Annotated in this window: 28 protein-coding genes and 1 pseudogene; 5 read left to right on the top strand and 24 right to left on the bottom strand. The window is 41.6% G+C overall.

Annotated features, from left to right (window positions below):
- Nucleotide 1 precedes the first annotated feature (1 nt).
- From rpsK to A3GE_RS0108990, 19 genes are all read right to left on the bottom strand, one after another.
- On the bottom strand, nucleotides 2-391 hold the full coding sequence (rpsK, locus tag A3GE_RS0108900) for a 30S ribosomal protein S11 (protein WP_005543603.1): 390 nt from the start codon (nucleotides 389-391) through the stop codon (nucleotides 2-4).
- 12 nt (nucleotides 392-403) lie between these two features.
- Nucleotides 404-760 carry a 30S ribosomal protein S13 gene (gene rpsM, locus A3GE_RS0108905; protein ID WP_018356918.1) on the bottom strand — a complete coding sequence of 119 codons (357 nt, stop codon included), beginning with the start codon at nucleotides 758-760 and terminating at the stop codon, nucleotides 404-406.
- Between the two features lie 140 nt (nucleotides 761-900).
- Nucleotides 901-1,014, bottom strand: a complete 114-nt coding sequence (gene rpmJ / locus A3GE_RS0108910; protein WP_005625868.1) for a 50S ribosomal protein L36 — start codon at nucleotides 1,012-1,014, stop codon at nucleotides 901-903.
- 30 nt (nucleotides 1,015-1,044) lie between these two features.
- On the bottom strand, nucleotides 1,045-2,370 hold the full coding sequence (gene secY, locus A3GE_RS0108915; RefSeq protein WP_018356919.1) for a preprotein translocase subunit SecY: 1,326 nt from the start codon (nucleotides 2,368-2,370) through the stop codon (nucleotides 1,045-1,047).
- 7 nt (nucleotides 2,371-2,377) lie between these two features.
- Nucleotides 2,378-2,812 (bottom strand): 50S ribosomal protein L15, encoded by a 435-nt coding sequence (gene rplO / locus A3GE_RS0108920; protein ID WP_018356920.1) that lies wholly within the window; start codon nucleotides 2,810-2,812, stop codon nucleotides 2,378-2,380.
- A gap of 3 nt (nucleotides 2,813-2,815) precedes the next feature.
- Nucleotides 2,816-2,995: a 50S ribosomal protein L30 gene (gene rpmD / locus A3GE_RS0108925; RefSeq protein ID WP_026215457.1), complete on the bottom strand. Its 180-nt coding sequence runs from the start codon at nucleotides 2,993-2,995 to the stop codon at nucleotides 2,816-2,818.
- Between the two features lie 6 nt (nucleotides 2,996-3,001).
- A complete protein-coding gene (gene rpsE / locus A3GE_RS0108930; protein ID WP_018356922.1) occupies nucleotides 3,002-3,502 on the bottom strand; it encodes a 30S ribosomal protein S5 in 501 nt (166 codons plus the stop codon).
- A 14-nt stretch (nucleotides 3,503-3,516) separates the two neighbouring features.
- Nucleotides 3,517-3,870, bottom strand: coding sequence for a 50S ribosomal protein L18 (rplR, locus tag A3GE_RS0108935; RefSeq protein WP_018356923.1), 354 nt, complete (start codon nucleotides 3,868-3,870; stop codon nucleotides 3,517-3,519).
- A 13-nt stretch (nucleotides 3,871-3,883) separates the two neighbouring features.
- Nucleotides 3,884-4,417 (bottom strand): 50S ribosomal protein L6, encoded by a 534-nt coding sequence (gene rplF / locus A3GE_RS0108940; protein WP_018356924.1) that lies wholly within the window; start codon nucleotides 4,415-4,417, stop codon nucleotides 3,884-3,886.
- Between the two features lie 15 nt (nucleotides 4,418-4,432).
- Complete coding sequence (gene rpsH, locus A3GE_RS0108945) at nucleotides 4,433-4,825, bottom strand: 30S ribosomal protein S8 (protein WP_018356925.1); 393 nt, start codon at nucleotides 4,823-4,825, stop codon at nucleotides 4,433-4,435.
- A 36-nt stretch (nucleotides 4,826-4,861) separates the two neighbouring features.
- Nucleotides 4,862-5,167 carry a 30S ribosomal protein S14 gene (gene rpsN, locus A3GE_RS0108950; RefSeq protein WP_005701877.1) on the bottom strand — a complete coding sequence of 102 codons (306 nt, stop codon included), beginning with the start codon at nucleotides 5,165-5,167 and terminating at the stop codon, nucleotides 4,862-4,864.
- 11 nt (nucleotides 5,168-5,178) lie between these two features.
- Nucleotides 5,179-5,718 carry a 50S ribosomal protein L5 gene (gene rplE / locus A3GE_RS0108955; RefSeq protein ID WP_018356926.1) on the bottom strand — a complete coding sequence of 180 codons (540 nt, stop codon included), beginning with the start codon at nucleotides 5,716-5,718 and terminating at the stop codon, nucleotides 5,179-5,181.
- Nucleotides 5,719-5,735: 17 nt separating this feature from the next.
- Complete coding sequence (rplX, locus tag A3GE_RS0108960; RefSeq protein WP_018356927.1) at nucleotides 5,736-6,047, bottom strand: 50S ribosomal protein L24; 312 nt, start codon at nucleotides 6,045-6,047, stop codon at nucleotides 5,736-5,738.
- Nucleotides 6,048-6,060: 13 nt separating this feature from the next.
- Complete coding sequence (rplN, locus tag A3GE_RS0108965) at nucleotides 6,061-6,432, bottom strand: 50S ribosomal protein L14 (RefSeq protein ID WP_005548786.1); 372 nt, start codon at nucleotides 6,430-6,432, stop codon at nucleotides 6,061-6,063.
- Nucleotides 6,433-6,594: 162 nt separating this feature from the next.
- Nucleotides 6,595-6,882: a DsrH/TusB family sulfur relay protein gene (locus tag A3GE_RS0108970; protein ID WP_018356928.1), complete on the bottom strand. Its 288-nt coding sequence runs from the start codon at nucleotides 6,880-6,882 to the stop codon at nucleotides 6,595-6,597.
- 9 nt (nucleotides 6,883-6,891) lie between these two features.
- The gene (gene tusC / locus A3GE_RS0108975) at nucleotides 6,892-7,251 is read right to left on the bottom strand and encodes a sulfurtransferase complex subunit TusC (RefSeq protein ID WP_018356929.1); all 360 of its coding nucleotides are present in this window, start codon (nucleotides 7,249-7,251) and stop codon (nucleotides 6,892-6,894) included.
- The gene (tusD, locus tag A3GE_RS0108980) at nucleotides 7,248-7,628 is read right to left on the bottom strand and encodes a sulfurtransferase complex subunit TusD (RefSeq protein ID WP_018356930.1); all 381 of its coding nucleotides are present in this window, start codon (nucleotides 7,626-7,628) and stop codon (nucleotides 7,248-7,250) included. Before tusD ends, tusC begins: the two co-directional genes overlap by 4 nt.
- Nucleotides 7,628-8,290 (bottom strand): helix-turn-helix transcriptional regulator, encoded by a 663-nt coding sequence (locus A3GE_RS0108985; protein WP_026215458.1) that lies wholly within the window; start codon nucleotides 8,288-8,290, stop codon nucleotides 7,628-7,630. The genes tusD and A3GE_RS0108985 overlap by 1 nt, the downstream gene beginning before the upstream one ends.
- A gap of 96 nt (nucleotides 8,291-8,386) precedes the next feature.
- Nucleotides 8,387-9,109 carry an FKBP-type peptidyl-prolyl cis-trans isomerase gene (locus tag A3GE_RS0108990; RefSeq protein WP_018356932.1) on the bottom strand — a complete coding sequence of 241 codons (723 nt, stop codon included), beginning with the start codon at nucleotides 9,107-9,109 and terminating at the stop codon, nucleotides 8,387-8,389.
- Between the two features lie 91 nt (nucleotides 9,110-9,200).
- On the opposite strand from A3GE_RS0108990, the gene A3GE_RS0108995 reads away from it, so the two are divergent.
- Nucleotides 9,201-9,422, top strand: coding sequence for a SlyX family protein (locus A3GE_RS0108995; RefSeq protein ID WP_018356933.1), 222 nt, complete (start codon nucleotides 9,201-9,203; stop codon nucleotides 9,420-9,422).
- Between the two features lie 149 nt (nucleotides 9,423-9,571).
- On the opposite strand, the gene A3GE_RS0109000 is transcribed toward A3GE_RS0108995, so the two are convergent.
- Both A3GE_RS0109000 and A3GE_RS0109005 read right to left on the bottom strand, forming a co-directional pair.
- Nucleotides 9,572-10,981 carry a multicopper oxidase domain-containing protein gene (locus tag A3GE_RS0109000; RefSeq protein WP_018356934.1) on the bottom strand — a complete coding sequence of 470 codons (1,410 nt, stop codon included), beginning with the start codon at nucleotides 10,979-10,981 and terminating at the stop codon, nucleotides 9,572-9,574.
- Nucleotides 10,974-11,720 (bottom strand): 1-acylglycerol-3-phosphate O-acyltransferase, encoded by a 747-nt coding sequence (locus A3GE_RS0109005; protein WP_018356935.1) that lies wholly within the window; start codon nucleotides 11,718-11,720, stop codon nucleotides 10,974-10,976. The genes A3GE_RS0109000 and A3GE_RS0109005 overlap by 8 nt, the downstream gene beginning before the upstream one ends.
- A gap of 86 nt (nucleotides 11,721-11,806) precedes the next feature.
- On the opposite strand from A3GE_RS0109005, the gene lpxH reads away from it, so the two are divergent.
- The 3 genes and pseudogenes from lpxH to A3GE_RS11885 all read left to right on the top strand — a co-directional run bounded on the left by lpxH (nucleotide 11,807) and on the right by A3GE_RS11885 (nucleotide 13,755).
- Nucleotides 11,807-12,517: a UDP-2,3-diacylglucosamine diphosphatase gene (lpxH, locus tag A3GE_RS0109010; protein ID WP_018356936.1), complete on the top strand. Its 711-nt coding sequence runs from the start codon at nucleotides 11,807-11,809 to the stop codon at nucleotides 12,515-12,517.
- A gap of 140 nt (nucleotides 12,518-12,657) precedes the next feature.
- Nucleotides 12,658-13,209 (top strand): carboxymuconolactone decarboxylase family protein, encoded by a 552-nt coding sequence (locus tag A3GE_RS0109015; protein WP_018356937.1) that lies wholly within the window; start codon nucleotides 12,658-12,660, stop codon nucleotides 13,207-13,209.
- 106 nt (nucleotides 13,210-13,315) lie between these two features.
- A pseudogene (locus tag A3GE_RS11885) lies at nucleotides 13,316-13,755 on the top strand (formate/nitrite transporter family protein).
- Nucleotides 13,756-13,881: 126 nt separating this feature from the next.
- Here the strand turns inward: A3GE_RS11885 and A3GE_RS0109030 are convergent.
- Entirely contained in the window at nucleotides 13,882-14,421 is a 540-nt protein-coding gene (locus A3GE_RS0109030) for a DUF924 family protein (RefSeq protein ID WP_018356938.1), read from the bottom strand.
- A 157-nt stretch (nucleotides 14,422-14,578) separates the two neighbouring features.
- Between A3GE_RS0109030 and purL the strand changes: the two genes are divergently transcribed.
- On the top strand, nucleotides 14,579-18,469 hold the full coding sequence (gene purL, locus A3GE_RS0109035) for a phosphoribosylformylglycinamidine synthase (RefSeq protein WP_018356939.1): 3,891 nt from the start codon (nucleotides 14,579-14,581) through the stop codon (nucleotides 18,467-18,469).
- A gap of 102 nt (nucleotides 18,470-18,571) precedes the next feature.
- On the opposite strand, the gene mutS is transcribed toward purL, so the two are convergent.
- Entirely contained in the window at nucleotides 18,572-21,157 is a 2,586-nt protein-coding gene (gene mutS, locus A3GE_RS0109040; RefSeq protein ID WP_018356940.1) for a DNA mismatch repair protein MutS, read from the bottom strand.
- A gap of 205 nt (nucleotides 21,158-21,362) precedes the next feature.
- Nucleotides 21,363-22,409: an extracellular solute-binding protein gene (locus A3GE_RS0109045; protein ID WP_018356941.1), complete on the bottom strand. Its 1,047-nt coding sequence runs from the start codon at nucleotides 22,407-22,409 to the stop codon at nucleotides 21,363-21,365.
- Nucleotides 22,410-22,415 lie beyond the last annotated feature (6 nt).

Genomic DNA, 22,415 nt, shown 5'->3' on the forward strand with positions numbered 1-22,415 from the left:
ACTAAACACGACGTTTTTTCGGTGGACGACAACCGTTATGAGGAATCGGGGTTACATCTGTAATATTCGTGATACGAAAACCCGCCGCATTTAATGCACGGATTGTTGATTCACGACCTGGTCCCGGACCTTTAACCATAACTTCCAAGTTCTTTAATCCGAATTCTTTAACGATTTCAGCACAACGTTCAGCAGCAACTTGTGCAGCAAACGGAGTAGATTTACGAGAACCACGGAAACCTGAACCACCGGCAGTTGCCCAAGCTAAGGCATTACCTTGGCGGTCAGTAATAGTAACGATTGTGTTATTGAAAGATGCGTGAATATGAGCTACGCCATCTACAACTTGTTTTTTTACACGCTTACGTGCACGAACTGGTGTTTTAGCCATTATTTACCCCGACTATTTTTTGATCGGTTTACGAGGACCCTTGCGGGTGCGCGCATTAGTTTTAGTACGTTGACCACGTACTGGTAGACTACGACGATGGCGTAAACCACGGTAACAACCTAAGTCTAGAAGACGTTTGATGTTTAGTGTTACTTCACGACGCAAGTCACCTTCAACGGTAAATTTACCAACTTCGTCACGCAGTTTGTCAATCTGCTCTTCAGACAATTCTCTGATCTTAACATCTTCGGCAATCCCCGTAGCAGCACAAATAGCTTTTGAACGAGTTTTACCAATACCATAAATTGCAGTTAAGGCAATTACAGTGTGTTTATGATCAGGAATGTTAATGCCTGCAATACGGGCCACTATGCACTCCTATATTCTAAATTAATTGGTATTCTGATCTTGAAAAGCCCGTTTTCAGGATACTCAAACAGAATACCAAGGATGTAAATGAGTCGGGCAGTATAACTGCTCAACTGGTTCTTTGCAAGAAAAAATATCAATTAACCTTGACGTTGCTTATGTTTAGGGTCACTACACAATACGCGCACAACCCCTTCACGTTTAACAATTTTACAGTTACGACACATTTTCTTTACGGAAGCACGAACTTTCATTGCTTATCCTTTTTTACGTTAATTGGACAATTATTGCCCTAACCCCTTAAGGTTTGCTTTTTTCAATGCAGATTCATATTGAGATGACATTAAGTGACTCTGAACCTGTACAATGAAATCCATAATTACAACGACAACGATTAATAGTGATGTTCCACCGAAGTAGAATTTAACATCCCAAGCCGATGTCATTATATAAGGGACCAAACACACAAATGTTACATAAAGACCACCAATTAAAGTTAAACGGGTCATTACTTTATCAATGTAACGTGATGTTTGCTCACCTGGTCTAATTCCTGGGATAAATGCACCAGATTTTTTTAAGTTATCTGCCGTATCACGCGGGTTATATTGCATCCCGGTGTAGAAGAAACTGAAGAAAATAATTGCAATAGCATAAACAAGCAAATATAGAGGTTGACCAGGATTCAACAACATTGACAAATTATTTAACCATTCAAATTTATCATTCTGACCAAACCATTGGGTTAATGTAGCTGGGAATAAAATAATGCTAGATGCAAAGATTGCAGGCATTACATTTGCCATATTAACTTTAAATGGTAGATGTGTTGAATGTCCACCTAAGATCTGACGACCCTGCTGACGTTTAGCATACTCAATACGAATTCGACGTTGTCCTCTTTCTACAAAAACAACAAAATAAGTTACCGCAAAAACAATTGCAGCTATCAGTAAAAGAACTAATGGATGCATTTGTCCTTGGCGAGCCTGCTCTATTGTTTCTAGAATAGCTGAAGGTAAACCTGCTACGATCCCCCCGAAAACAAGAATCGAAATACCATTACCAATTCCTCTCTCTGTAATTTGTTCACCTAACCACATTAAAAATATGGTACCGGTTACTAAACTTACTACTGAGGTAAAATAAAAACTGAATCCAACATTTGGAACCAGCCCAGGTAACATATTTGGTAACCCCGTAGAAATTGCAACAGCTTGAATAGTAGCAAAGACTACCGTGGCATAACGAGTATACTTGGTAATTTTTCTTTGACCTGCTGCTCCTTCTTTCTTCAACTCAGCTAAAGCAGGAGAAACCGTCGCTAGCAATTGAATCACGATAGATGCCGAGATATATGGCATAATACCTAGCGCAAGAATTGAAGCTCGGCTTAACGCACCACCAGAGAACATATTAAACATATCAATGATGGTACCTTTTTGTTGTTCAACTAATTGAGCGAGTACGGCTGCATCAATACCAGGAACAGGAATAAATGAACCAATACGATAAACGATAAGTGCACCTAAAACAAAAAGCAATCTACTTCTTAGCTCACTTTTACCACTATTGGTACTTCTAGCTTGATAACCTGGTTGTTTAGCCATTTGCTAATTATTCCTCAATTGAACCGCCAGCAGCTTCAATCGCTGCTTTTGCACCTTTAGTCACACGTAAACCACGGATAACAACTGCAGATTTCAATTCACCAGCTAAAATAACCTTAGCAAACTGAATATCTTTAGTTAGAATATTTGCAGCTTTTAATGCATCTAAAGTTACCACACCGCCTTCTACTTTATCTAAGTCATTCAAACGAACTTCTGCAGTAACTGCAGACTTCATTGAAGTGAAACCAAATTTTGGCAAACGACGGTACAATGGCATTTGACCACCTTCAAAACCGCGACGAACCCCGCCACCGGTACGAGATTTCTGCCCCTTATGACCACGTCCACCGGTCTTACCTAGACCAGAACCAATACCACGACCAAGGCGCTTAGAACTATGTTTTGCCCCCTCAGCCGGAGATAGAGTATTTAAATGCATCTCTTACTCCTCTACTTTAACCATGTATGAAACTTGGTTAATCATTCCACGTACTGCTGGTGTATCAATTAACTCAACTGTGTGGTTCATATGGCGAAGACCAAGACCACGCAAGGTAGCCTTATGCTTTGGTAAACGAGCAATCGAACTACGAACTTGTGTTACTTTAATAGTTTTAGCCATCATCAATTACCCCAAAATTTCATCAACAGTCTTACCGCGTTTCGCAGCAACCATTTCAGGTGATTTCATGCTTGCTAATGCATCAATAGTTGCACGAACAACATTAATTGGGTTGGTAGAACCGTATGCTTTAGAAAGGACATTACGTATACCAGTAACTTCTAGCACTGCGCGCATCGCACCACCAGCAATGATACCTGTACCTTCACTAGCTGGTTGCATAAATACACGAGAACCAGTATGAACACCTTTAACCGGGTGTTGCAACGTACCTTCATTTAAAGCCACATTAATCATATTGCGACGAGCTTTCTCCATCGCTTTTTGGATCGCTGCCGGAACTTCGCGCGCTTTACCATAACCAAAACCTACACGGCCATTTCCATCACCTACCACAGTTAATGCGGTAAAGCTCATAATACGACCACCTTTTACAGTTTTTGATACACGGTTTACTGCGATTAGCTTCTCTTGCAGTTCACCAGCTTGTTTTTCGATGTTTGACATCTCAATTTACCTCATTAGAACTGTAGACCAGCTTCACGAGCAGCGTCCGCTAAAGTTTGGACACGTCCATGATATTTAAAGCCGGAACGATCAAAAGCAACAGCTTTTACGCCTTTTGCTAATGCACGCTCTGCAACAGTTTTACCCACTACTGCAGCTGCGTCTTTGTTACCAGTGTATTTTACTTGCTCACGAATTGCTTTTTCAACAGTTGAAGCAGCGGCAAGCACCTCTGAACCGTTCGGTGCAATAACTTGTGCATAAATATGACGTGGAGTACGGTGAATAACTAAACGAGTTACACCTTGCTCTCTCATCATATAGCGTGCACGAGCTGCACGACGGATACGAGCTGATTTCTTATCCATAGTGTTACCTTAATTATTTCTTCTTAGCCTCTTTGATACGTACCACTTCATCAGAGTAACGTACCCCTTTACCTTTATAAGGCTCAGGACGACGATAAGCACGAATATCTGCTGCAACTTGACCGATTAACTGTTTATCAGCACCTTTCAATACAATCTCTGTTTGGGAAGGGCATTCAGCAGTAATACCTGCCGGCAAAGTGTGCTCTACTGGGTGGGAATAGCCCAAACTCAATGCAACGACATTACCTTTAAGTTGTGCTCTGTAACCAACACCAACCAATACTAATTTTTTAGTGAAGCCTTCATTAACACCGATAACCATTGCATTAACCAAGGCACGAGCCGTACCAGATTGAGCATTCGCTTCAACAAAACCTTCACGTGGAATGAAAGTTAGTTGACCATTATCCTGTTTAACTTCAACTGAATTATGAATTGAGCGAGATAACTCGCCATTTTTACCTTTTACTGTTAATAACTGACCGTTAAGTTTAACCTCAACACCGGCAGGAATATTAACAGGTGCTTTTGCAACACGAGACATTTTCCTACCTCTCTATTAAGCTACATAACAGATGATCTCACCGCCTAAGCCAGCTTGACGAGCGGCGCGGTCAGTCATAACACCTTTAGATGTAGAAACAACAGCAACACCTAATCCACCCATAACTTTTGGTAATTCGTCTTTACGTTTATAAATACGAAGACCAGGGCGGCTTACACGTTGGATACTCTCTACAACCGGTTTTCCTTGGAAATATTTTAAAGTAATTTCCAACTCAGGCTTTACACCTTCTAAAACTTTAACGCTTTCGATATAACCCTCAGCAGCTAATACATTGGCAATTGCCACTTTTAGCTTGGATGAAGGCATACTGATCGCAACTTTGTTCGCAGCTTGACCATTACGAATTCGGGTCAGCATATCTGCGATTGGATCTTGCATACTCATTGTACTTTTTCTCCGATTCCAAAATAAAGTGGTATATTACCAACTTGCTTTTTTAAGGCCTGGAATTTCACCGCGCATAGCAGCTTCACGGACCTTAATACGGCTTAAACCAAACTTACGAAGAACGCCGTGTGGACGTCCTGTTTGGCGGCAACGGTTACGTTGACGAGATGGGCTAGAATCACGTGGTAAAGTTTGTAACTTTAATACCGCATTCCAACGATCTTCGTCAGAGGCATTTACATCTGAAATGATTTTCTTTAATTCCACACGTTTAGCATAGAATTTTTCAGCCAATTTAACGCGTTTAACATCGCGTGCTTTCATTGATTGTTTAGCCATAATAACCTGCCTTATTTACGGAATGGGAAATTAAAGGCAGCAAGTAGTGCTTGACCTTCTTCATCATTCTTAGCAGTAGTTGTGATAGTGATATCTAAACCACGCACACGATCTACTTTATCGTAATCGATTTCAGGGAAGATGATTTGCTCACGCACACCCATACTGTAATTACCACGACCATCAAATGATTTCGCACTCAAACCGCGAAAGTCACGAATACGTGGAACAGCAATTGTAATTAAACGTTCAAAGAACTCCCACATACGCTCACCGCGTAGTGTTACTTTACAACCGATTGGATATCCCTGACGGATTTTAAAGCCTGCAACAGATTTACGAGCTTTAGTTACCAAAGGTTTTTGACCGCTGATTGCTGTTAAATCCGCTACTGCGTTGTCTAGCAATTTTTTGTCGGTCAATGCTTCACCCACACCCATATTCAGGGTAATCTTTTCGATTCGTGGGACTTGCATGACAGATTTGTAGCCGAATTTATTTTTTAATTCGTTTACTACTTGATCTCTGTAGTAATCATGCAGTTTCGCCATCGCATTACTCCAGTTTGTTAGATAATTTCATTGTTAGATTTAAAGAAACGTACTTTTTTACCTTCTTCAAATCTAAAACCTACACGATCAGCTTTATTTGTTTTAGGGTTAAAAATAGCAACGTTTGAAACATCAATCGCCGCTTCTTTTTTCACTAAACCGCCAGCCTTGCCTAATGCAGGAACCGGTTTTTCATGTTTAGTGACAATATTGACACCTTCAACAAACACTTTACCGTTCGGTAACACTTTAGTTACCTTACCACGCTTGCCTTTATCTTTACCGGCAAGCACAATTACTTCATCGTTTTGACGAATTTTTGCAGCCATTTGTCACTTCTCCTTACAGTACTTCTGGTGCCAAAGAAATGATCTTCATGAACTTCTCAGAACGTAGTTCACGCGTCACAGGTCCAAAAATACGAGTACCGATTGGTTGCTCAGTGTTATTATTTAAAATGACACAAGCATTGCCATCGAAGCGAATGACTGATCCATCTGGGCGACGAACACCCTTCTTGGTGCGCACAACAACTGCTTTTAATACATCACCTTTTTTCACTTTACCACGAGGAATAGCTTCTTTCACAGTAATTTTGATGATGTCACCAATTGCAGCATAACGACGGTGCGATCCACCTAGAACCTTGATACACATTACGCTGCGAGCGCCTGAGTTGTCAGCAACATCCAGCATAGTCTGTTCTTGGATCATATTAGTGCTCCGTTAAGTTAAAAAAACACCCTTTCGGGACGAACCTACCTACATAAGCATAAGACAGATGTAAGAGGTTGCGGAATATAGCATAAAGGACTAGGTGAATCAATAAGATTTATAGATAAAATGTGAAAAGAGGCTGAGAAGAAACAGATATTTTTACAATGCTATTTGTGGGGAGTATTGTTCTGTTATATCAACCAAATCCAGCAAAGAAATGAATTTCAGCGTATTTTCTTTAGGTAAAAGTGCGGTCAAATTTCTTGCTAGAATATCAGACTCCAACACAAAGCAATGCCCCTTACAATATTTAAAATAATCAGGGTATTTTGCCACCAATAGCACCGCATCTTGCCAAAGCACAACTGCATCGTTGTCCGTCACCAAAGAAAGATAGCCGATGAATTCTTCTTTATCGTAAGTTGCCTGAGAAAAACAATAGAGCATGAATATCCCTTAAAATGTGAGTAGTTTCTCTGCTTGGTTCAGCTTAGCGAATAACAAAGTGCGGTCAATTTTTTTTGCCGATACTATAAAGTTATCCTCTAGGATACCGAATTTATCAAGAGAATCTCGGCAAATAAAACGCTGTTCAATGCTATATAGATCCAATAATTTAAATGTGCGGATAAAATCCTTTTGTAATAATCGCTCCGGTTGTTGCCCATTTAGTAAATTAAGCACACCATCGTCGATAAAAAACACGCCGATGTCATCCTCATCACAAAATGCTGTCGCCGCTAACAAGGCATCCAAGCCTTCCCGTGCAGAAGATGTACCATGGGGGGCAGAACGAAACAAAAAGGCAATTTTCATAATGTAATAACCCTATCGACATTTAATATCGCAGCCATAAATTCCCCCAAGCCGGTAATTGTAAACTGCTCTGCCAGATTACGGCTATTCCCGTCTTCCGCCGTCATTTCATTCACGACTCCGCGACGTTGTGAAGCCGCAACACATAAACATAGGGGCACACCATATTTAGCCGAAAAAACTTGCCAATATCGCTGTAAATTCACTTCATCACCGGCTGGATAAACAAAGCGGTTACCATTGCTTACCCCTTCTTGGAAAAAGAAAATTTGTTTGACGCTATGTCCTTTTTCAATTAAGGCTTCTGCAAATTGATAAGCAAGATAAGCCCCTTGTGTACCATAAACAGGGCTTTTCACCGCAAGTACGTAGTCCATTATTCTTGCTCTTGTTTAATTTGACGAATGTAGAGATAGACGGTATGGCGGGAAATATCCAAACGTTCTGCAACTAAATTAATGGCATCTTTAATATCAAAAATGCCTTTTTCATATAATGAAATCACAATTTGGCGGTTTTTATTGTTATTTGCTACCGTACGATCCGCATTAACTTCTTCAATCGTTTTTTCAACAGTTTGCGAAACCAAATCTTCCATAGAATTAGCAAAATTAACAGAAGAGGTTTCTCCTGCCTCCATGGCCGGCATAAATGATTGAATAAATTTTGAAACCGGCACATCAAGATTGATATTAATACACAACAATCCTATTATTCTTTGACTTTTATTCCGAATTGCAATAGTGACAGATTTCATCAAAACATTGCTTTTTACTCTTGTGAAATAAGGTTTCGAGACACCCTCGCTTTGCATATTGTGCAAAGAGCGCAATGCTAAATCCGTAATGGGAGAACCCACTTGACGATTGGTATTATGCCCGTTAGCAATGCAAATAGCGGAATGTTCAATATCATCTAAGGAATGCAAAACAATCTCACAATGCTCACCGATAAGTGCGCTCACACCATCCACCACGGCTTTATAAGAATTTAAAATTGTGTGATCTTCATCTGTGAAAATATATTCTTCATGTAACATGGATAAATCCCAAATCGACACTAAAAATGACCGCACTTTATGTGCCACCAATAACAAAGCACAAGCCAACGCTTGTGCTTCCATCAAAATTATTTATTATTTTGCTTTTGGATTCACATCTAATACTTCAACTTCAAAATAAAGTGTGGCATTTGGTGGAATGGAAGCCCCGGCCCCTTGTTTACCATAAGCTAATTCAGGAGGAAGTACCAACTCAATTTTTCCACCTTTTTTCACTAATTGAAGCCCTTCCGTCCAGCCTTTCACTACTTGATCTAAACGAAATTCTGCCGGTTGTCCACGTTCTACCGAACTATCGAAAACTTCACCGTTTGGTAATTTACCCGTGTAATGCACTTTCACCGTATCCGTTGGCTTAATTGCCTCACCTTTTCCTGCTTCAACAATGCGATATAACAAACCGGATTTTGTAGTCTTCACGCCTTCTTTTTTGGCAAACTCGGCACGATATTTATCGCCTTCATCTTGCGCTTTCTGTGCAATTTCTTTCATTTTTGCTTGTTCACGCGCAACGATTTTTTGTTGAAACTGCTCTAACGTTTGCGTTAATTCACCAATTTTTTCTTCGGCAAATTTACCTTTCAATACATCTTCTACTGCTTTACTCACTTGCGTCTCATTTAATTTAATCTCGCCTTGCTCTGCCATTAATTTTGCTTGCGTCATAGAATAGGCAGCTAAAGCGTAAGATACATCATCATTAAATTTCGCATCAGCCTTTCCATCTGCAAAAACTGCGCCTGAAACAACTGCACTTACCATTAATGCTGCAAATGAAATTTTTTGAATTTTTAACATTGTTATTAATCCTTTATAATAGAAAAGTACCGAATAGATTAAATCGGATTTAAGCTATTCTCAACTTTTTTTTAAAATTTAGAGAAAAATCATGCAAATTCAACAAAGGTTAGAAAATCGCATTACCGAACTTGAAACGAAAGTAGCATTTCAAGAACAATTGTTAGAGGAATTAAACCAAGCATTAGTTCAACAACAATTTGATATGGATAAAATGCAGCTGCAATTGCGTTATATTGCGAATAAATTGAAAGATTTCCAGCCCTCAAATATTGCAAGCCAAGCAGAAGAAACCCCACCACCGCATTACTGAAAAAAATGGATAATCAACAATCTGATTATCCATTTTTACTTATGATTATTTCACCACGCTAAACAGTAAATCTTGATAAACTTTTCCCATCTTTTTACCGTTTTCCCTGTAAAACTAATAAAATAAACTAAAAAAATAGACCACACTTTTTATTGCACAATCATTATTCCAAGGCAGCCCATATCGGCAAGCATGAGATTTGAGGCACCAAAAATGAATGGATAGTTATTGGAGGAAGGCTGATCAAAGCGCACCAAAATTTGTGTTTTTCCCCTCACCCAGACGGTATCTTTCCAAGCTAACTCACTGTCTTTCGGCACACCATTCTCATCACGTTCTACTATGAACTTCGCTCCTTGAAGGGTAAACCCAACCGGTAAAGAACTGGTCAAAATCCAACGTTCCACCGAGCCTTGTTTTGCCAGCGCATCCACACGACGCGGATCAAAACGTTGTTGATTAATTAAACCGCTTGCGACATCCAAAACAAATGTCCGCTCTCGTTCAACTTTTGCATTTAGCATAGACACAGCATCCGTCTCAAACTTCACGTCCATTTTTTGAGCAAAAGCTGAAAAATCACCTTGAGGGCGTAACTCTAGCACGGTATTTTCCACCAATTCACCGTCAGAGGAAAACACCTGTTTCACTTTGTCAAAAATACCCCGTTTATGCCCTGAAATAAGAGAAACATTGCCACCTTCACTTAAATTAATTAAGATTTCCGTTCGCTCGCCGGGTGCCAAAATAAAGGATTTCACGACTTTGCCTTGGGGAAGAAAGCCTAAATCTTTTGCAATGACCCTGATATCTTGATCATTATCCAAACGCAGATCATAAGCCCGAGCCAAAGAAGCATTGAGCAAGCGCAATCTCACCCAGCCACGAGGCACATCTAAATAGGGGGCTTCCAAGCCATTGACCAATAAGCGATTCCCCACAAAGTGCGGTTGATTTTGTTTGAATAATTGCCGCCCTTCGCTATTAAATTCCATATCCTGTAAAATCAACGGAATATCATCCACCCCATATTTACGGGGAAGAGCTGATTTAGCACTTTGCTCATCGTCAATCAACCACATTCCTACCAAACCACGATAGGTTTGATAGGCCGAGTTGGCCAATGTCGCAGAGCGATACCAACAAGTTGCAGCCGGTTGATCAATCGGCACAATCGGCGCCCAAGACTCCCCTTTTTTAAGTACTCGTGCAGCCCCGCCAAACAACTCGCCGGAAGTCTGTAAACCTTGGATAGAAAGAGAAACGTGTTGAGGTAAATTATTGTGGTAATTGAGTTTCGCAAAACTGCCCGATTTAATTTTGATTGTCGGCCCTAAATAATTGCCGTTAAAGCCCCACACGCTGACTTGATGTTCGCCGTCCAGCTTATATCCCGTTTCTTCCATCGTCAGAATAATCGGGCGACCACGGCGCACTTCTATCAACGGCGGCACCACTAATTTAGATCGGGTTGCGGCAATTAAAGGTGTCGGCACAGTGATAAGTGCGGTGGAAATTGCCGTTGTTTTTAGCAACTGTCGGCGGGAAAATTTAAGCATTTTGGCTTCCCTTATCCTGATGGATTTGCATAATTTCCGCATCTAATTCTGCAATACGTTTTTCCATCAAATCGTGGCAATATGTGGCTAAATCACGCACGGATTCTTTGCTATAACCGCTGGTATCAATCGGTGCCATCATTTCACAAATCACTTTGCCGTTATCCCAACGATTTAAATTGATTTTGTTATGAGTGGTTGAACATACCACTGGAATAATCGGTACACCTGCGGCAACCGCAGCATAAAACGCACCTGTTTTAAAAGGTAATAACCCACGTCCACGGCTTCGTGTGCCTTCCGGAAACATCCAAATAGAAAGGTTATCTTTATTAATACGTTCCGCAAGCCGGGTCATTGTGCTATGGGCTTTAGAACGATTTTCACGATCCAAAAAAATATTCCCCGTTACCCAATACAAAATACCGAAAAACGGTACCCAAATCAGGCTTTTCTTTCCAACGCTCACCGTACGAGGCAACACCATATAAGAAATCGTCACCATATCGTAGTTATTTTGGTGATTGCCAATATAAATCGCACGCCCGATGTTTTCTTTATTTTCAGGAAAACGATGTTCCACTTGCAAACCGAAAAGCGGATATAAACGCCCAAACCATCGCGCCATTACGCCCACATTACTGGGATTTTTAAAACGGATAAAGGAATAAATCGTGCCAAGCACACAAATTAAAATACAACAGACCACCACAATGATGATTCGAGCCAGTTTTAACATATCAATACCTATAATAAAATTTCGCGGGAGTATAGCAAATTAGAAAGGATTTTGTGCTAATCTAAGCAAAAATTTACGGAAATTTTATGAAAAAGACTTATTTCATTTCAGATCTTCACCTGAGCGAAACGCAACCAAAATTGACCGCACTTTTCTTAGACTTTATGCACAATTTAGCCCCGTCTGCGGAAGCGGTTTATATTCTCGGCGATTTATTTGATTTTTGGATTGGTGATGACGAACAATCGCCATTAATCACTCAAGTGAAAAGGGCAATTAAACATATCACGGAGCAAGGTATTACTTGCTATTTTATCCATGGAAACCGTGATTTTCTCATTGGAAAACGCTTTGCCAAAGATACGGGGATGATCCTATTGCCCGATTATCACGTGATTAATCTTTACGATATGCCTACGCTTCTCTGCCACGGCGATACCCTTTGCATTGATGATGTGAAATACCAACAATTCCGCCAAAAAGTTCACCAAAAATGGCGACAATGGCTCTTTCTCCTTTTACCCTTAAAAGTGCGGTTAAAAATCGCGGAGAAAATTCGGGCAAAAAGCCGAAAAGACAAAGCCCAAAAAGCCAATGAAATTATGGATGTAAACCTCCCTTTCACCTTAGCCAAAATGCAACAATTTAGTACGCCCTGCTTAATTCACGGACACACCCACAGAGAAGCAATTCATCAATACGAGGACAAAAAACGTATTGTGTTGGGCGATTGGCGAACCAATTACGCCTCAATTCTAGTAGCGGGAGAGAATGGGGAAATTACTTTTCTCAAATAACACCGCCCGGTGTGGAAAGGTTCAAATAATCTTTTCACACTTATAACTTTTTCATCTATCAAATACCCTTTATTTCTTTCCAAAACCAAAACACCTCACGTAGTATCAGCCTGCAAGTGATTTTACGATAGGAGTTTTTTATGTCTCAATCTCAATTTACTATCCACAATATCGAAACCGCACCGGAAGCAGCAAAAGAGGCCTTAACTGCGGTCAAAAATGCTAATGGATTTATCCCAAATTTAATCGGCGTATTAGCTAATGCCCCAACTGCCTTAGAAACCTATCGCACCGTGGGTAGCATTAACGGTAGAAATAGCCTTACAACAACAGAACGTGAAGTCGTACAAATTACTGCTGCCGTGGTGAACGGCTGTGGATTCTGTGTGGCAGGACATACAAAAATTGCCTTAAAAGTATTGAAACTCGAAGAAAAGCTAGTTAATCAAATCCGTGCCACTGCACGCATTGAAAGTGATGAAAAACTTGATGCTCTCGCCCGTTTTACTCTTGCGGTTATATTACAAAAAGCAAAACTCACACAGGCTCAACTACAAGCCTTTTTTGATGTGGGCTACACACAAGAAAATGCGATTGATGTAATCCTTGGCGTGAGTCTCGCCACATTATGTAACTATGTCAATAATATTGCAGAAACCCCGATCAACCCTGAATTACAACCCTTCGCATAATTCTTTCTCTCCTTATGGCAAAGTATTATCTTTGCCATTTTTCTAGGGTATGTGGATATTTTGTCACCTTGAATAATCAATAAGTTATTAATAAAAAGGAAATATAATGAACAGTCGTGATCTTTACCCTCATGAAATTTTACAAGATGTCATTGACAAAAGTTATGCTAAATCACAAGGACACCTTAAAACGCTCGCCATTCTCAGTTTTTTAGGTGGAGGTTATGTCAGCTTCGATTATATGGCTTATTTAAAAGTGGTAAGCGGAATCCCCTCCGAATGAAGCGGACTTGCTACTTTATTAGGAGCGGCCGTCTTTCCTGTTTTTGTTTAATATGTATTCTCATTGGCGTCGGTTTACAACATTTTGTCGCCAATATGTTTATCATTCCTGCCGGAATTGCCGGTGCGAAAATCACTTGGGGAGAATTTTTCTTAAATATGATCCCGGTTTTTCTTGGCAATGTAACCGATGGTGCAGCCTTCGTCGGAGCCTCTTATCTCTACGCCTATCGTCACTTATTAAAAGAAAGCTACCAAATTTAAAAACTAAAGTGCGGTCACAAAAAACAACGTTTTTTTGAACGTTGGCTTTTGCCAACGGCTCCGATAGGGGAACAAACGAGTAAGCGGGTCTGTGAATAATTTCGACCGCACTTTTCACTCCATATCTTAAAAACTTGAGCCCGGTTGGGTTAAAAATTCGATTTCTTCTGAACTACTCTCTCGTCCTAACACAGCATTGCGATGAGGATAGCGACCGAAACGATCAATAATCACCTTATGTTTCAATTCAAAATCCACGCTTTCTTCAGGACCAAATTGTTCAAACAAAGGCACAGCTTGTTCATGAATCACCTTGCTTTCACTATGCATTAGCGGCATCAGCATAAAATGACGCTCACGTACGGTCATATTTTTAAATTCGGGTTGTTTAATGGCTTCTTGCGCTAGTGCAATTGCCATATTGTCTTGTGCAAATGCCAAAGGGCTATCACGATGTAAATTACGTGAAAACTGGTCTAACACAATAATTTCAGCCAATCGCCCATGCACCGTTTCACGCCAATGGCTTAATTCCGATTGTGCCGCCTGTAGCCATAAATCATAAAATTGGTCACGGATTTTACGGTCAAATTCCTCACTTTTAGCAAACCAAAATGGTTTTGTTTCCTCACTAAACCAAAAATCAAGTACGCGTTGGTAAGACATTTTCTTTCTCCTCTCAATACAAAACGAGCAATATTTTACAAGAAAACCGCTTGATAAAGAATGCCGTAAAACAACACGCAAACGTTTTCGTTTTACTGCCTTTTCCTTTATAATAGCACGCAATTTTCATTTCTATTCAGACTCAAAGGGAATCCTTATGTTTCAAATTTTCCGTGGCTCACCTGCCCTTTCCGAATTCCGTATTAATGGCTTAATGCAAAAATTCCAACAAAACGGGCTGCCGGTACAATCCGTCTATGCCGAGTATGTCCATTTTGTCGAACTCAATGCAGCGCTTTCCGGCGAACAGGAAAGCAAGCTAAAAGCTTTGCTCCATTACGGCCCAACCTTGGCAGAACACGAAGCAAAAGGTGAAACCTTTATTGTTATCCCACGTGTCGGCACCATTTCTTCTTGGTCATCCAAAGCGACGGATATCGCCCATAATTGCGGCTTAAAAGAAGTGGATCGAATTGAACGCGGTCTTGCCTATTATTTTGAATTTAACCAGCCTTTAAATGAAAAAACACAAGAAAAATTAACCGCACTTTTGCACGACCGTATGATGGAAACTGTCGTTCGTGATGCCAAAGATGCCGAAGTTTTATTCCGCCACCAAGCACCAAAAGCGTTCACCACCGTAGATATTTTAAGCGGTGGTCGCCAAGCCTTAGAAACCGCCAATATTGAACTGGGGCTTGCTTTAGCAGAAGATGAAATTGATTATTTAGTGGAAAATTTCACCGCACTTGGACGTAACCCGAACGATATAGAACTTTATATGTTTGCCCAAGCCAACTCCGAGCATTGTCGCCATAAAATCTTTAATGCGGACTGGGTGATTGACGGTGAAAAACAAGAAAAATCCTTGTTCAAAATGATCAAAAATACCTTCGAGAAAACGCCGGATTTCGTGCTTTCCGCCTATAAAGATAACGCCGCTGTGATGGAAGGTTCTAAAGTAGGACGTTTCTTTGCCGATCAAGACGGGCAATATCGTTACCACAATGAAGATGCACATATTTTGATGAAAGTGGAAACCCACAATCACCCAACAGCGATCTCGCCTTTCCCGGGGGCAGCAACCGGCTCTGGTGGGGAAATTCGTGATGAAGGCGCAACCGGTCGTGGGGCAAAACCGAAGGCAGGTTTAACCGGATTCTCCGTGTCAAACCTTGCGATTCCAAACTTTGAGCAACCTTGGGAAAATCCGCTTTCGAAGCCTAACCGTATTGCTTCCGCCCTCGATATTATGATTGAAGGCCCGTTAGGCGGTGCGGCATTTAACAATGAATTTGGCCGCCCTGCATTGCTCGGCTATTTCCGCACTTATGAAGAAAAAGTGAACAGTTTTAACGGCGAGGAAGTCCGTGGTTATCACAAACCGATTATGCTGGCAGGCGGTATCGGCAATATTCGTGCCGAACATGTGCAAAAAGGCGAAATTCCTGTTGGTGCAAAACTTATCGTATTAGGCGGTCCGGTAATGAATATCGGTTTAGGAGGCGGTGCGGCTTCTTCAATGGATAGTGGTAAATCAAAAGAAGATTTGGATTTCGCTTCCGTTCAACGGGAAAATCCTGAAATGGAACGCCGTTGCCAAGAAGTAATCGACCGTTGCTGGCAACTCGGTGATGATAACCCTATTTTATTTATTCACGATGTGGGGGCAGGCGGTTTATCCAATGCGATACCTGAATTGGTACACGATGGCGATCGTGGCGGAAAATTCGATTTGCGTTCCATTCTTTGTGATGAAAAAGGAATGTCTCCCCTTGAAATTTGGTGTAATGAATCACAAGAACGCTATGTTTTAGCCGTTGCACCGGAAAAATTGGAGTTATTTACCACACTTTGTGAACGTGAACGCGCACCTTTTGCGGTGATTGGCGAAGCTACGGAAGAAAAACATTTAACCTTGCACGACAGCCATTTCAACAATGACCCGATTGATTTGCCAATGAATGTGTTGCTCGGTAAAACGCCAAAAATGACCCGCAATGTGCAATCAAGTGCGGTCGAAAATCCGCCTGTTTTACAAGACAATATCGTGCTGAAAGAAGCCCTACATCGAGTATTACGTTTACCTGTGGTGGCAGAAAAAACCTTCCTCATTACCATTGGCGACCGCTCCGTCACCGGTATGGTGGCACGGGATCAAATGGTCGGCCCATGGCAAATTCCGGTTTCCGATGTGGCAATCACTACCGCAAGCCTTGACAGCTATCACGGTGAAGCTATGGCAATGGGTGAACGAGCACCGGTGGCATTACTTGATTTTGGTGCCTCCGCCCGTTTAGCCGTAGCAGAATCCATCACCAATATCGCCGCCACCAATATTGGCGAGATCAAACGAATTAAACTTTCCGCAAACTGGATGTCGGCCGCCGGTCATGGTGGTGAAGATGCAGGCCTTTATGAAGCGGTGAAAGCCGTGGGGGAAGAACTTTGTCCGGCACTTGGTATCACGATTCCAGTGGGCAAGGACTCTATGTCAATGAAAACCACGTGGGAAGAAAACGGTGAGAAAAAAGCCGTTACCGCCCCACTTTCTTTAGTCATCAGTGCTTTTGCCCGTGTGGAAGATGTACGCAAAACCGTCACACCTCAACTGCGTACCGATAAGGGTGCGTCCCGCCTCTTGCTGATTGATTTGGGCGAAGGTAAAAATCGCCTTGGGGCAACTGCACTAGCACAGGTTTATAAACAGTTAGGCGATAAACCGGCAGATGTGGAAAACGCTAATACATTGAAACAGTTTTTTGATGCGATGCAAGCCTTGGTGGCAGAGCGTAAACTATTGGCTTACCACGACCGTTCTGACGGTGGGTTAATCATCACCTTAGCGGAAATGGCATTTGCAGGAAACTGTGGTATCGAAGTAGATATTTCCGCCTTAGGCGACAATGATCTCGCAGTGTTATTTAACGAAGAACTGGGGGCTGTGATTCAAGTGGCGGAAAGCGAATTAACTGCCGTACGTGAAATTTTAAATACGCACAATTTATTACCGCTCACTCATGAACTCGGTGCGATTACCACGGATGATCGTATTGAAATCGCACGTGGCAATAAAAAATTACTCAGTGAAAAACGTTCCGAATTACGTGGTATTTGGGCGGAATTAACTCATCAAATGCAACGTTTACGTGATAATCCGGAATGCGCAGATCAAGAATTTGAGGCAAAAAAAGATCCGGAAAACAAAGGATTATCTGCATTCTTAACTTATGATCCGAATGAAGATATTGCTGCGCCTTATATTGCGAAAGGTGCAAAACCGAAAGTCGCTGTGCTTCGTGAACAAGGGGTAAACAGCCATGTGGAAATGGCAGCAGCATTCGACCGTGCAGGTTTTGCTGCCATTGATGTCCATATGAGTGATTTGATGGCGGGTCGTTACCATTTAAATGATTTCAATGCGATGGTCGCTTGCGGCGGTTTCTCTTATGGGGATGTGCTTGGTGCAGGCGGTGGCTGGGCAAAATCTATTTTATTTAACCCACAATTGCGTGAGCAATTCAGCCAATTCTTCGCCAATGAAAACACCCTTTCTTTAGGGGTGTGTAACGGTTGTCAGTTTATCTCTAATCTTGCGGAAATCATTCCGGGTGCAGAAAACTGGCCTCGCTTTGTGCGGAATAAATCCGAACGTTTTGAAGCCCGTGTCGGTTTAGTGAAAATCAACGATACCCACTCCCTATGGTTCCAAGGTATGGCTGGTTCTCATATGCCAATCGCCGTTTCTCACGGTGAAGGGCGTGTGGAATTCAAAACACCGGAAGATTTAACCGCACTTCAAGCGCAGAACTTAATTGTGGCACAATATATTGATAATAACTTGAATGTGACGGAAACCTATCCGGCGAATCCAAACGGATCAGTCTCAGGTATCACCGCTATTTCAAATGTGGACGGTCGTATTGCCGCAATGATGCCACACCCTGAACGGGTATTCCGTGCCGTGAGCAACTCGTGGTATCCGGAAGATTGGAGTGAGGACGGGGCTTGGATGCGTTTGTTTAGAAATGCACGAGTGCAGTTTTAACAACAAAAACTATTGGGCTTTAAAGCATTTATTGATGAGATTTATGCTTAAAGTCCAATAATCCAGCAAACGACCGTAAGTGCGGTCGTTTTTCTTTGCGTTTTAATCCACCATTTTCTTCAGTTGGTATAAATACGCCAGTGCCTGTTTAGGGCTTAATTCATCAGGATCAAGTTTTTCAATAGCTGTGCGCAACACATCCGTTTCTTGTTCAAAAGCGAGCTCGCCTTGATATTGATTAGCGTCACGCAAGGCTTGAATTTGCTGATCGGCAGAATGTCCCGATATTTTTTCTAATTGCATTAATTTTTGTTTCGCTAGTTTAATCACCGGTAGCGGTACACCGGCTAAGGCGGCAACGGCTAAACCATAACTTTTGCTTGCCGCCCCTTCTTGTACGCTGTGCATAAAGGCAATGGTGTTATTGTGCTCAAGAGCATCTAAATGCACGTTCACAATTCCAGAAAATTGTTCCGGCAAAGCCGTTAATTCAAAATAATGCGTGGCAAATAAGGTAAGCGAACGGATATTTTTTGCCAACCACTCAGCACATGCCCAAGCAAGGGAAAGTCCGTCATAGGTGGAGGTTCCACGCCCGATTTCATCAATTAATACCAGACTTTGCGCACTCGCTTGATGGAGAATATTCGCCATTTCCGTCATTTCTACCATAAAGGTTGAACGACCGGAAGCAAGATCATCGGAAGCACCGATACGGGTGAAAATGCGATCAATCGGTCCGATTTTTGCCTGATCTGCCGGTACAAAACTCCCCATATAAGCCATTAAAGCAATCAGTGCGGTTTGGCGCATATAGGTGCTTTTTCCTCCCATATTGGGACCGGTAATGATGAGCAAATGACGATCCTTATTGAGTTCAACAGGATTAGCAATGAAAGGCTCTTTTAATACTTGTTCCACCACAGGATGACGGCCGTTTTCAATCTTCATGCTGATTTCGTCACAGAATGTGGGCATCACATAATTTAATCGGTCGGCACGTTCCGCTAAATTCACTAAGACATCTAATTCCGATAAGGCAAAGCTTGCCAATTGCAACGCACCTAAATGTGGGTGCAATAAATCGAATAATTCTTCGTAAAGCTGTTTTTCTAATGCGAGCGCAGCACCTTTTGATTTCAGCACTTTATCTTCGTATTCTTTGAGTTCCGGAATAATGTAGCGTTCCGCATTTTTTAAGGTTTGGCGACGCACATAATGAATCGGCGCTTTGTGGGCTTGCCCTTGGCTAATTTGAATGTAATAACCGTGAACGGCATTAAAGCCGATCTTTAGGGTATCGATCCCCGTACTTTCGCGCTCTCGTTTTTCTAGATTTTCTAAATATTGTGTAGCACCGTCAGAAAGGGTTCGCCATTCGTCCAATTCTGCATTGTATCCTTGAGCAATCACCCCACCATCACGAATCAAAAGCGGGGGTGTTTCAATAATGGCACGTTGTAGCAGGTCACATTGCTCACTAAAATCAGCGATTTGAGTAAAAAGTGCGGTCAAAAATGGCGGTGTTTTTTGTTGGATAATCGAACGTAATTCAGGGATTTGTTCCAATGCGGTACGCAAACGGGTGAGGTCTCGTGGACGAGCCGAACGCAATGCCACACGAGCCAAAATGCGTTCCATATCCCCCACTTGTTTTAAATAAGTCTGCAATTCATCCACCAGATCAAAATTTAAGATTTCTGCTATTGCCTGTTGACGTTGGCTAAGTTTTTGAGTATCCCGAATAGGTTGATGAATCCAACGTTTGAGTAAACGGCTCCCCATTGGCGTAACACATTTATCCAACACGTAGGCAAGGGTATTTTCCGTACCACCGGCAAGATTTTGGGTAAGTTCTAAATTGCGCCTTGTGGCGGCATCCAGCTGAATATAATCTTGATTTTGAATCACACTAATGCTGTTAATATGCGGTAAGGCGGTGCGCTGGGTTTCTTTGGCATATTGCAATAGACAGCCTGCCGCACTCAAGCCAAGAGGCGATTTTTCTACACCGAAAGCACGTAAATCTTTAGTACCAAATTGACGATTCAGCAAGTTTATCGCCGTGCTGAGTTCAAACTCCCAAATGGGACGGCGGCGAAGCCCTTTACAATGTTCGATGATTGCCATTTCACTGAAATCTTCACAATAGAGCAATTCCACTGGTGCAATGCGTTGTAATTCGGCACGCAAGGTTTCTTTATTTTCCGGCTCGCATAGCTGAAAAAGACCGGATGCCATATCCAATGTGGCTAAACCGAATTGATCTTTTTGTTGATAGACGGCGGCAATTAAATTGTCTTGGCGTTCAGGCAACAGAGCTTCATCACTTACCGTGCCGGGTGTCACAATACGCACAATTTGGCGTTCTACCGGCCCTTTGCTCGTTGCCGGATCACCCACTTGCTCACAAATCGCCACCGGTTCACCTAATTGAACCAGCTTCGCCAAATAACCTTCTATGGCGTGATAAGGAACACCTGCCATGGGAATGGGCTGCCCTGCGGATTGCCCCCGTTTGGTGAGGGAAATATCCAACAATGCCGCCGCTTTTTTCGCATCATCATAAAACAGCTCGTAGAAATCCCCCATACGATAAAACAGCAAAATATCCGGATTTTCCGCTTTGAGTTTGAGATATTGTTGCATCATTGGAGTATGCTGAGAAAAATTATCTTCTGAAATCATTGAGTTACCTGTTTTTGATAAGAAAATAGACGGCGATATTGGCCGAAAAATATAAGTTTTATGTAGGTTATTTTAGAGGTTGAGAGAAAAAAAAGCCAATTACAATTTCATCACCGGTGTACGTATTCCACGTAAATACTCCATTGACCTCTACTTTAAAAAAATAAACCGCACTTTTGTGCGGTTTATTTTACCATCGTCAATATTATTGAGCGGCTTTTAATTTTTGATAATAACCTTCGTACAGCTCAACGGCATCATCCACATCCAGTTGCCATTGGCTTCTATCGATCACATCCTGAGCAATAAATGTAGCATGATCATCTGTCAATTCTTTTGGCAAACGCTTTAATGCGTTGAGATTAGAAGTAGGATAACCGATTTGTAGAGTAAGTTTTTCTGCCACATCAGCACTTAACAAATAATTAATCAGCTTATGTGCACCTTCCACATTTTTAGCGGTTTTCGGAATAGCTAAATTATCGATCCAGAGCATCGTGCCTTCTTTTGGATAAACCATATTGATTTTAGCCCCTTCGTTTTTTGCAATACGAATAGAACCGTTCCACAACAAGCCCACTTCGGTTTCACCCGAAATAAATCCACTGGACGGGTTATCTGAATTAAATGCCAAAATATTGTCACGCAATTTAATCAATTCTTGATAAGCCTCTTCCAACACTTTTGGATCTTGCGTGTTCGGGTCTTTGTTCATTTTTAATAGGGCAATATTGAACAATTCTCTTGGATCATCCAACATTTGTAAGCGTCCCTTAAATTCAGGTTTCCACAGGTCACCCCATGATTGAAATTGGGCGGGACTTTGTGTTTCCGTGTTATAAGCAATACCGGTCGCCCCGAATAATTGCGGTAATGAATATTTGTTGCCTTTATCGAAAGGTTTATCCAACATATTCGGATCTAATTCTTTGATGACGGGCAGTTTTTCGTGATTTAATTCTTTCAACATATCTTCCCGTATCATTTTGGATACAAAATAGCTGGTTGGCGCAATCACATCATAACCGCCGTTTTCGCCTTGTGTTTTCAGCTTGGCATACATGGTTTCATTTGATTCCAAACTGGACACAATCACTTTAATACCGGTTTCCTTGGTAAAGTTATCCAGTAACCCCTCCGGCACATATTCGCTCCAAGTATAAAGATAAACCGTATTGTCATTCGCGGTTGCAATACTGTGAGTGCCAAATAAAAATACACTTGAAGTAAAAAGTGCGGTCAATTTTTTCATAATTTT

Origin of the sequence: Rodentibacter pneumotropicus DSM 21403, assembly GCF_000379905.1 — a bacterium.
Lineage (GTDB): Bacteria > Pseudomonadota > Gammaproteobacteria > Enterobacterales > Pasteurellaceae > Rodentibacter > Rodentibacter pneumotropicus.

Coding starts and splice junctions, on each gene's coding strand:
- rplR (WP_018356923.1), bottom strand. CDS start 3,870: ATGGATAAGAAATCAGCTCGTATCCGTCGTGCAGCTCGTGCACGCTAT.
- rpsH (WP_018356925.1), bottom strand. CDS start 4,825: ATGAGTATGCAAGATCCAATCGCAGATATGCTGACCCGAATTCGTAAT.
- A3GE_RS0109005 (WP_018356935.1), bottom strand. CDS start 11,720: ATGTTAAAACTGGCTCGAATCATCATTGTGGTGGTCTGTTGTATTTTA.
- rplX (WP_018356927.1), bottom strand. CDS start 6,047: ATGGCTGCAAAAATTCGTCAAAACGATGAAGTAATTGTGCTTGCCGGT.
- lpxH (WP_018356936.1), top strand. CDS start 11,807: ATGAAAAAGACTTATTTCATTTCAGATCTTCACCTGAGCGAAACGCAA.
- tusD (WP_018356930.1), bottom strand. CDS start 7,628: ATGGACTACGTACTTGCGGTGAAAAGCCCTGTTTATGGTACACAAGGG.
- tusC (WP_018356929.1), bottom strand. CDS start 7,251: ATGAAAATTGCCTTTTTGTTTCGTTCTGCCCCCCATGGTACATCTTCT.
- rplO (WP_018356920.1), bottom strand. CDS start 2,812: ATGCATTTAAATACTCTATCTCCGGCTGAGGGGGCAAAACATAGTTCT.
- rplE (WP_018356926.1), bottom strand. CDS start 5,718: ATGGCGAAACTGCATGATTACTACAGAGATCAAGTAGTAAACGAATTA.
- rpmD (WP_026215457.1), bottom strand. CDS start 2,995: ATGGCTAAAACTATTAAAGTAACACAAGTTCGTAGTTCGATTGCTCGT.
- rpsE (WP_018356922.1), bottom strand. CDS start 3,502: ATGTCAAACATCGAAAAACAAGCTGGTGAACTGCAAGAGAAGCTAATC.
- rpmJ (WP_005625868.1), bottom strand. CDS start 1,014: ATGAAAGTTCGTGCTTCCGTAAAGAAAATGTGTCGTAACTGTAAAATT.
- rpsN (WP_005701877.1), bottom strand. CDS start 5,167: ATGGCTAAACAATCAATGAAAGCACGCGATGTTAAACGCGTTAAATTG.
- rpsK (WP_005543603.1), bottom strand. CDS start 391: ATGGCTAAAACACCAGTTCGTGCACGTAAGCGTGTAAAAAAACAAGTT.
- mutS (WP_018356940.1), bottom strand. CDS start 21,157: ATGATTTCAGAAGATAATTTTTCTCAGCATACTCCAATGATGCAACAA.
- purL (WP_018356939.1), top strand. CDS start 14,579: ATGTTTCAAATTTTCCGTGGCTCACCTGCCCTTTCCGAATTCCGTATT.
- A3GE_RS0109030 (WP_018356938.1), bottom strand. CDS start 14,421: ATGTCTTACCAACGCGTACTTGATTTTTGGTTTAGTGAGGAAACAAAA.
- A3GE_RS0108990 (WP_018356932.1), bottom strand. CDS start 9,109: ATGTTAAAAATTCAAAAAATTTCATTTGCAGCATTAATGGTAAGTGCA.
- A3GE_RS0108970 (WP_018356928.1), bottom strand. CDS start 6,882: ATGCTCTATTGTTTTTCTCAGGCAACTTACGATAAAGAAGAATTCATC.
- secY (WP_018356919.1), bottom strand. CDS start 2,370: ATGGCTAAACAACCAGGTTATCAAGCTAGAAGTACCAATAGTGGTAAA.
- A3GE_RS0108985 (WP_026215458.1), bottom strand. CDS start 8,290: ATGTTACATGAAGAATATATTTTCACAGATGAAGATCACACAATTTTA.
- A3GE_RS0109015 (WP_018356937.1), top strand. CDS start 12,658: ATGTCTCAATCTCAATTTACTATCCACAATATCGAAACCGCACCGGAA.
- rplN (WP_005548786.1), bottom strand. CDS start 6,432: ATGATCCAAGAACAGACTATGCTGGATGTTGCTGACAACTCAGGCGCT.
- rplF (WP_018356924.1), bottom strand. CDS start 4,417: ATGTCTCGTGTTGCAAAAGCACCTGTTAATATTCCTGCCGGTGTTGAG.
- A3GE_RS0109000 (WP_018356934.1), bottom strand. CDS start 10,981: ATGCTTAAATTTTCCCGCCGACAGTTGCTAAAAACAACGGCAATTTCC.
- A3GE_RS0109045 (WP_018356941.1), bottom strand. CDS start 22,409: ATGAAAAAATTGACCGCACTTTTTACTTCAAGTGTATTTTTATTTGGC.
- A3GE_RS0108995 (WP_018356933.1), top strand. CDS start 9,201: ATGCAAATTCAACAAAGGTTAGAAAATCGCATTACCGAACTTGAAACG.